The organism is Agromyces fucosus (assembly GCF_004134865.1).
Lineage (GTDB): Bacteria > Actinomycetota > Actinomycetes > Actinomycetales > Microbacteriaceae > Agromyces > Agromyces fucosus.
Genome location: NZ_SDPO01000003.1, coordinates 856,441 through 864,866, shown reverse-complemented (window position 1 = coordinate 864,866; position 8,426 = coordinate 856,441). Strand labels below are relative to the sequence as shown.

The 8,426-nt window shown below is 69.4% G+C and carries 8 protein-coding genes; 5 read left to right on the top strand and 3 right to left on the bottom strand.

Going from position 1 to position 8,426, the window contains the following annotated elements; genetic code table 11:
- Window positions 1-604: hypothetical protein (locus tag ESP57_RS15490; protein ID WP_129232149.1), on the top strand; the 604-nt coding region annotated here is incomplete at its 5' end.
- Window positions 605-706: 102 nt separating this feature from the next.
- On the opposite strand, the gene ygfZ is transcribed toward ESP57_RS15490, so the two are convergent.
- From ygfZ to ESP57_RS15475, 3 genes are all read right to left on the bottom strand, one after another.
- Window positions 707-1,867: a CAF17-like 4Fe-4S cluster assembly/insertion protein YgfZ gene (gene ygfZ, locus ESP57_RS15485; RefSeq protein WP_129232148.1), complete on the bottom strand. Its 1,161-nt coding sequence runs from the start codon at window positions 1,865-1,867 to the stop codon at window positions 707-709.
- Between the two features lie 3 nt (window positions 1,868-1,870).
- On the bottom strand, window positions 1,871-2,479 hold the full coding sequence (locus ESP57_RS15480; RefSeq protein WP_056010476.1) for a nitrobindin family protein: 609 nt from the start codon (window positions 2,477-2,479) through the stop codon (window positions 1,871-1,873).
- Window positions 2,480-2,631: 152 nt separating this feature from the next.
- Complete coding sequence (locus ESP57_RS15475) at window positions 2,632-2,943, bottom strand: hypothetical protein (RefSeq protein ID WP_056010479.1); 312 nt, start codon at window positions 2,941-2,943, stop codon at window positions 2,632-2,634.
- Between the two features lie 78 nt (window positions 2,944-3,021).
- Here ESP57_RS15475 and ESP57_RS15470 point away from each other — a divergent pair, with 78 nt between their 5' ends.
- The 4 genes from ESP57_RS15470 to ESP57_RS15455 all read left to right on the top strand — a co-directional run bounded on the left by ESP57_RS15470 (window position 3,022) and on the right by ESP57_RS15455 (window position 8,408).
- Window positions 3,022-3,708, top strand: a complete 687-nt coding sequence (locus tag ESP57_RS15470; RefSeq protein ID WP_056010482.1) for a response regulator transcription factor — start codon at window positions 3,022-3,024, stop codon at window positions 3,706-3,708.
- Between the two features lie 45 nt (window positions 3,709-3,753).
- Window positions 3,754-5,946: an RNA degradosome polyphosphate kinase gene (locus tag ESP57_RS15465; RefSeq protein ID WP_056010485.1), complete on the top strand. Its 2,193-nt coding sequence runs from the start codon at window positions 3,754-3,756 to the stop codon at window positions 5,944-5,946.
- Window positions 5,943-6,878, top strand: a complete 936-nt coding sequence (locus tag ESP57_RS15460) for an NUDIX hydrolase (RefSeq protein ID WP_056010487.1) — start codon at window positions 5,943-5,945, stop codon at window positions 6,876-6,878. Before ESP57_RS15465 ends, ESP57_RS15460 begins: the two co-directional genes overlap by 4 nt.
- 438 nt (window positions 6,879-7,316) lie before the next feature.
- Complete coding sequence (locus ESP57_RS15455; protein ID WP_056010490.1) at window positions 7,317-8,408, top strand: phosphate ABC transporter substrate-binding protein PstS; 1,092 nt, start codon at window positions 7,317-7,319, stop codon at window positions 8,406-8,408.
- Window positions 8,409-8,426: the final 18 nt, after the last annotated feature.

Sequence of the window (8,426 nt, the reverse complement as noted above, 5' to 3'; positions counted from 1 at the left end):
ACGATGCACCGCGGTCACGATCGGCACCGCACTGCTGGTCGGCGTCGCCGGCATCGCGATGGCCGAGGAAGGCACCAACGGCGACCACGACGTCGCCGTGAACGTCGCGATCACCGAGATCGCCCAACCCGGCGTCCTCGCCATGACCGTGGCCGGCACCAGCACCGACCTCGTCGAAGACGGCTCCACCGCCACCGTGCGCCAGTTCACCGGTGCACTGCCCACCGTCACCGTCACCGACACCCGCGCCGCCGAGGACATCCCAGCCGACGCCGCCTGGTACGTGCTCGGCAGCTCCACCGACTTCACCGGCAGCGCCGGACAGGCCCCGATCAGCGCCGGACACCTGGGCTGGACCCCCGACCTCGTCGACGGCGGCGAATCCGGACAGGTCTCCGAAGGCGACCAGGTCGACACCGTCCTCGATTCCGGCGCCAACGCCGTCGGCCTCGTCGACCAGGAGCTCCTCGCCTCGGCCTGGAACTCCGGCGACATCGCCACCGAAGGACAGTGGACCGCCACCGCGAACCTCTTCCTCCGCACCCCCGCAACCGTCGCCGCCGGCGACTACACCGCCAACCTCACCCTCTCCCTCTTCGAGTAGAACGGGTCCGAAAAGGAGCACCAGCACTGCAGACGCCGAACGGGCGAGCACGGCGACCTCCGCCGGGCTCGCCCGTTCGGCGTTCAGCGATGTTCGCGGCAGTCAGCCCTTGTGCACGCCGAGCCGCGGCAGCCGCGGCACCTCGACGGCAGCCCCCGAATCGGCCGGCACGATCTCGACCTGCGCCGCGGCGACCTCGGTGCCGTGGCTCAGCACGATGAGCGGCAGGTCGGCCGGCACCGCGCGCTTCACGACCGCGAGCGCGACCGGGCCGAGCTCGTGGTGCATGACCGCGGTCGTGATGCGGCCGACGACCTTGCGCTCGGGCGCCTCGCCGGCAGCGGGTTCCGGGCGCACCTTCTCGCCGACGACCTCGTCGCCCGGCGCGGGAAGCACGGTGTCGCTGCCGTCGAGGTGGAGCAGTACGAGTCGGCGAGGCGGCCGGCCGAGGTTCAGCACCTTGGCGACGGTCTCCTGACCCTTGTAGCATCCCTTGCCGAGGTCGACGGCGCTGCGCAGCCAGTCGAGCTCGTGCGGGATCGTGCGGTCGTCGACCTCGGTCGCGAGCCGCGGCCGCCAGGCGGCGACCCGCAGCGCCTCGGACGCCAGCGACCCCGCTGCCTCGACGGAGCCGGCCCGAACGGCTGCGGCCGCTTCGGCGAGCGCGGCGCGCGGCACGATGCGCTCGATCCAACGCCAGTCGGATGCCGGGTGGCCGGTGTCGTGCGCGTACTGGTGCGAGCCGGGCCGCGGGTGCGCCCACGGGTCGACCCAGTCGAGCGCGACGCCCGCAGGGGCGAGAGCCGGAGCTGCAGCGTCGAGCGCTGCCGTCGACATGGCGCCGAGGACCGCGACGTCGCCGCTCGCGTCGGCGACCTCGACACGGAGCATGAAGCGCATGCGGTCGAGGAAGGCGGCCACGGCTGCAGCCTCGTCGCCTTCCACGATGAGCCAGGTCGTCTCGCCGTCGTCGATGACGTGCGCGGCGTGTTCGACCCGGCCGGATGCGTCGAGCAGGAGTGCTTCGGTGCCCTCGCCCGGCTGCAGGCGCGCGAGGGCCTGGCTCGCCATCGAGTGCAGCCACGACAGTCGATCGGGACCGGCCACGGTCACGACCCCCCGGTTGGACAGGTCGACGATCGCCGCGCCGCGCTCGAGGTGGCGCTGTTCGATGATGGGGTTGCCGTAGTGACCCGCGACACCGGTGTCGACGCCTTCCGCCGCGACGGCGCCGGGAAGTGCGAGGAACGGAGTGGTGGGCATGAGTCAGTCGACCTTCGCGAGACGTGCCGACGCGTGGGTGCGCAGGTCTTGGCCGAGGGCGGCGATGTCCCACGCCCAGAGCAGGTGTCCGTCGACGAGGCCGTAGAGACGCGTCGCCGCCGAGTAGTCCTTCGCGCCGCTGCCCCGCATGACGGCGTCGGTCGCGAGGTCGATGCGCGGTCCCTTGACCTGGCCGAGGTAGAGCTCGCTGACGCCGCCGGGGTGCACGAGCGACACCTCGACGTCGAACCCGCCGTCGGCGTTACGGAGCCCCTCGACGGACTCTGCGTCGGCGTACCGCGGCTCGCCGCGCGCCGGCAGCATCGCGGGGCCCTGATCGCCCTCGCCGAGTTCGCGGGCGAGGCGCCAGTAGCCGGTCTCGGTGACGAGCGGAGTCGGCTCGCCCCCCTCGTCGTCGGGGAACAGCCAGGTGTACGAGGTGTAGTTCAGGTGCGGCAGGCCGTCGTGGCTGAAGCTGACGCGCTGACCGAACTCATGGGTCACCGACTCCTCGCCGACCGTGTAGTCGATGACGCCCGATCCCTCCCAGACGCCGAGCAGCCAGGAGAGCGGCACGAGCTCGGCCGGAAGGTCGACGGGCAGATCGATCATCGCCACGTCTTCACCTGCTAGCGCTGGCCCTTGAAGAGCTTGTAGACGACCACTCCGCTGATCCACGCGATCGCGAGGCTCGCGAGACCGAGCAGGCCGATGAAGAGGAGTTCGAGGGCGAGCAGCTCAGACATGCTTCGAGTGTATCCCGCTCACGACACCACGAGGGGCGCGACGACGAGAGCTGCGATCGCGACGATCGCCGCGGCGCCCGTGATGCTCCAGCTGACCCGCAGCACGAACCCCTCGGGGCGTCGCGTCGCGAGCTGCACGATGAGGGCGCCGATGACGGATGCCGCGAGCACGATGCCGAGCGCACCGTAGACGCCGAGCCGCGACTCGTCCCCGAACCACGCCGCGGTTCCGGAGTAGGCCAGCGCCACGACCACGATCGCGCCGACGAGCGCGATCGCCCACACGACGGCGATTCCGAGCCATCCGCTGCTCGTGTCGGTCTGATCCAAAACGTCTCCCCATTCGTGTCGCGGAGCGCCGCTTCGCGTCCCGTAGTATTGACCGCACCTTACTACTGGAGGGTATGCGTGGCGCAGCTGCTGATCTTGTCGCCGGCAGCCAACGATGATGTTCTTCCGGCCCTGTCACTCCTGACTCACCGAACGCGGATCATTCCCGCTTCGCCTGAGCAGCTGGTCAGAGCGCCGGAATCCGATCTCGTCTTCCTCGATGCCCGCACCAATCTCGCGGGCGCGAAGGCCCTCTCCCAGATCCTCCGCACGACGGGCCTCTCGGTGCCGCTCGTGCTGATCGTCACCGAGGGCGGCCTCATGGCGGTCACGCCCGACTGGGGCATCGACGACGTCGTGCTCGAGCATGCCGGCCCCGCAGAGCTCGATGCCCGCATCCGGCTCGCGATCGGGCGATCGCAGTCGACGCAGCCGAGCGAGCGCATCCAGACCTCCGGCGTCGTGATCGACGAGGCGAGCTACTCGGCGAAGGTGCACGGTCGCACGCTCGACCTGACGTACAAGGAGTTCGAGCTGCTGCGCTTCCTGGCCGCGCACCCGTCGCGCGTCTTCACGCGCGAGCAGCTCCTCAGCGAGGTGTGGGGCTACGACTACTTCGGCGGCACCCGCACCGTCGACGTGCACGTGCGACGTCTCCGGGCCAAGCTCGGCGACCTCGACAGCCTCATCGGCACCGTGCGCAACGTCGGCTACCGCTTCAACGTCCACGAAGACGACGAGGACGCCCCCGTCACCGCACGTTGACCGCCGACTCATCTGCCGGACACACCCCAGTGGCATGATGTCAGGATGACCGCCGACAGCATCCTCGACGACCGCACGTCGAGCGACTTCGACGACGACTTCGAGCCGTTCGACCTCGAAGGCGCACCCGAACTCGAACCCGAACGCTATCTCGACCGCGAGCTCAGCTGGCTCGCGTTCAATCAGCGCGTGCTGGAGCTCGCCGAAGACCCGCGGGTCCCCGTGCTCGAACGGGCGAACTTCCTCGCGATCTTCGCGTCGAATCTCGACGAGTTCTTCATGGTGCGGGTCGCCGGGCTGAAACGGCGCATCATGACGGGCCTCGCCGTGCCCTCCAACGTCGGCCGCTCGCCCCTCGACGTGCTGAGCGACATCTCCGCCAAGGCGCATGAGCTGCAGGAGCGGCACGCCGCCGCCTACCAGCAGCTCGTGAAGCCGACGCTCGCCGAGTCCGGCATCCGGGTCATCACGTGGGCCGAGCTCGGCGACGTCGAGCGCGAGCACTTGCGCGACTACTTCTCGAAGCAGATCTTCCCCGTGCTGATGCCGCTCGCCGTCGACCCCGCCCACCCCTTCCCGTACATCTCGGGGCTTTCGCTCAACCTGTCGGTGCGCGTGCGCAACAGCCGCACCGGTCGCCAGGAGTTCGCGCGCGTGAAGGTGCCGCAGATGCTCCCCCGGTTCGTGCGCGTCGATCCGAGCGAGTCCATCGAAGACGCCGGGTACATCACCCTCGAAGACCTCATCGCCAATCACCTCGGCGACCTCTTCCCCGGCATGGAGATCGTGGAGCACCACGTCTTCCGCGTGACGCGGAACGAAGACGTCGAGATCGAGGAGGACGAGACCGAGAACCTCATCAAGGCGCTCGAGAAGGAGCTGCTGCGACGCAGGTTCGGCCCGCCCATCCGCCTCGAGATCACCGACGACATGGACGACGTGACGCTCGGGCTCCTCGTGCGCGAGCTCGACGTCACCGAGCAGGAGGTCTTCCGGCTCCCGGCGCCGCTCGACCTCGGCGGCCTGTTCGACCTCTCCCGGCTCGACCGCCCCGAGCTGCACTACCCCACGCACGTGCCGACGACCGCGCTGCAGCTGCAACCGAGCGACTCGAACCTGCGCGCCGATGTCTTCACGGCGATCTCGCGTCAAGACGTGCTGCTGCACCATCCCTACGAGTCCTTCGCGACGAGCGTGCAGGCCTTCCTCGAGCAGGCGGCCGCCGACCCCGACGTGCTCGCGATCAAGCAGACCCTCTATCGCACATCCGGCGACAGCCCGATCGTCGAGGCGCTCATCGACGCCGCCGAGTCGGGCAAGCAGGTGCTCGCCCTCGTCGAGATCAAGGCGCGCTTCGACGAACAGGCCAACATCTCGTGGGCGCGCAAGCTCGAGAAGGCCGGCGTGCACGTCGTCTACGGCCTCGTCGGGCTGAAGACGCACTGCAAGCTGGCGCTCGTGATCCGGCAGGAGAAGGGCGGCCTGCGCCACTACAGCCACATCGGCACCGGCAACTACAACCCCAAGACGAGTCGCATCTACGAGGACCTCGGCCTGCTCACCGCCGACGACCAGGTCGGCAAGGACCTGACCCGCCTCTTCAACGAACTCTCGGGCTACGCCATCGAGAAGAAGTTCAAGCGACTGCTCGTGGCTCCCCTGCACCTGCGCAAGGGGCTGCTGAAGCTCATCGCGGGCGAGATCCGCAACGCGGAGGCCGGTCGGCCCTCCGGCATCCGCATCAAGGTGAACTCCATCGTCGACGAGGCCATCATCGACGCCCTCTACCGCGCGTCCAACGCCGGGGTCCCGGTCGAGGTGTGGGTACGCGGCATCTGCAGCCTGCGCCCCGGCATTCCGGGGCTGAGCGAGCACATCACGGTGCGATCGATCCTCGGCCGCTACCTCGAGCACTCGCGCATCTTCTCCTTCGTCAACGACGGCGACCCGCAGGTGTTCATCGGCTCGGCCGACATGATGCACCGCAACCTCGACCGCCGCGTCGAGGCGCTCGTGCGCCTGACCGACCAGAACCACCTGACCGAGATCGACTCGCTCTTCGACCTCGCGATGGCGGAGACCACGAGTTCCTGGTGGCTCGACGGCTCCGGCGAGTGGGTGCGCCACGCGACCGACGAGTCGGGACATCCGCTCGACGACATGCAGAATAGGCTCATGCAGCAGATCGGCCAGCGCACGCGCTCGGGGCAGCGCCCGCGATCGGGCTCACGGCGGTGACGACGGCGATCTACGCCGCGGGAGCCGTCTGCTGGCGCCTCATCGACGGCAAGGTGCACGTGCTGGTCATCCACCGCACCGTCTACGGCGACGTCACGATCCCCAAGGGCAAGGTCGACCCGGGCGAGTCGCTCCCCCAGACCGCCGTGCGCGAGATCGCCGAGGAGACCGGGCTCGCGGTCGCCCTCGGCGTACCGCTCGGCGTCTCCCGGTATCCGCTGCCGAGCGGCCGCGAGAAGATCGTGCACTACTGGGCGGCCGAGGTGAGCGACCGCGCCGTGCAGCGTTCGACCTTCAAGCCCAACGCCGAGGTCGCAGCGCTCGAATGGGTCACGGTCAAGCGAGCCCGGGGCTACCTCAGCTACGAACCCGACGTCGAGATCCTCGACGCCTTCGCCAAGCTCCTCGATCAAGACGTCACCTCGACCTTCTCGCTCGCCGTCGTACGGCACGGCAAAGCCGTCAGCCGCTCGTCGTGGTCGGGCGACGACGCGACACGGCCGCTCACCGAGCGCGGCGTCGAACAGGCTGCGGGCCTCGTCGCGACGCTCAGTGCGTGGGCGCCGAAGCGCATCGTGTCGAGCCCGGCCGTGCGCTGCGTGACGACCGTCACCCCGCTCGCCGCCGCCGCCGGCCTCGAGATCAAGCGCGACGCCGGCATCAGCCAGGACGCTTGGGAGTCCGGCGAAGACGAGGTCCGACGGGTCGTCGGCAAGCGGGTGCGCGCCGGCAAGAGCGCGATCATCTGCAGTCACGGACCGGTGCTCCCCGAGATCATGCGCGAGGTGGCGCTCGCCACCGGCACACCGCTCGGGTCCTATGTGACGGATGCCGCGGGGCTCGAGACCGGCGCGTTCAGCGTCGTCCACCTCTCCGCCACGAGCCCCGGGTCGGGCATCATCGCCATCGAGACGCACGCACCACGCGCCTGAGACCGCGGACACCAGCGGCATCATCGCCATCGAGACGCACGCACCACGCGCCTGAGACCGCGGACACCAGCGGCATCATCGCCATCGAGACGCACGCACCACGCGCCTGAGACCGCGGACACCAACGGCATCATCGCCATCGAGACGCACGCACCACGCGCCTGAGACCGCGGACACCAGCGGCATCATCGCCATCGAGACGCACGCACCACGCGCCTGAGGCCGTGGACACCAGCGGCATCATCGCCATCGAGACGCACGCACCACGCGCCTGAGGCCGTGGAATTCCTGGGAACTCCCGGTGCGAGTCCAGTGCGACAGCGGTCGTTCACCTGCTGTTTACCGTCGTAACGGATGCTCGTAAGGCGCGCTCATTAGCGTCGCAGGCGGGTCGGCACCGGCCCACACCCTGCAATCGAACCCCGGAAGGGAATTCACGTGAACTTCAAGCGTCTCGGCGTGCCCGCCGTCATCGCCGTCACTGCGGCGATCGCGCTCAGCTCCTGTGCCTCGAACGAAGGCGGCGCAGCGCCGTCGGAGTCGGCATCGACGCTCTCGGGCAACCTCGTCGGCGCGGGCGCGTCCTCGCAGGACGCCGCCCAGCAGTCGTGGATCGCCGGTTTCCAGACCGCGAACCCCGACGTCACCGTCGACTACGACCCCTCCGGCTCGGGCGCTGGTCGTGAGACCTTCCTCGAGGGCGCGAGCGACTTCGCCGGTTCCGACCGCGCGTTCAAGGACGAGGAGCTCGCCGCCGGCGGCTTCAAGAAGTGCGCCGCCGACTCGAGCATCGTCGAGCTCCCGCTCTACATCTCGCCGATCGCGGTCATCTTCAACCTCGAGGGCGTCGACTCGCTCGACCTCGACGCGGCGACCGTGGCAGGCATCTTCGCCGGCACGATCACGAACTGGAACGACCCGGCCATCGCCGCGACGAACCCCGACGCGACCCTGCCCGACCTCGCCATCACGCCCGTGCACCGTTCGGACGACTCGGGCACCACTGAGAACTTCACCGAGTACCTCGGTGCCGCAGCTGCCGACGTGTGGACCTGGGAAGCCGACGGCGTGTGGCCGTTCGAGGGCGGCGAAGCCGCACAGGGCACCTCGGGCCTCGTCGACGCAGTGAGCAACGGCAACGGCACCGTCGGCTACGCCGACGCATCGCGCGCCGGTGACCTCGGCACCGTCTCGATCAAGGTCGGCGACGAGTTCGTGCCGTACTCGCCCGAGGCCGCTGCCGCGATCGTCGACCACTCGCCGTTCGCCGAAGGCCGCGCCGAGGGCGACCTCGCCATCGAGATCGACCGCACCTCGGAAGAGGCCGGGGTCTACCCGATCGTGCTCGTGAGCTACCTCATCGCGTGCGGCCAGTACGAGGACCCGGCGAACGTCGACCTCGTCAAGGGCTACCTCTCGTACATCGCGAGCCCCGAGGGCCAGGAAGTCGCGGCGACCGACGCCGGTTCGGCTCCGATCTCGGACTCGCTCCGCGAGAAGATCACTGCTGCGATCGACTCGATCCAGTAGTAGGTTCGTGCCCGACCC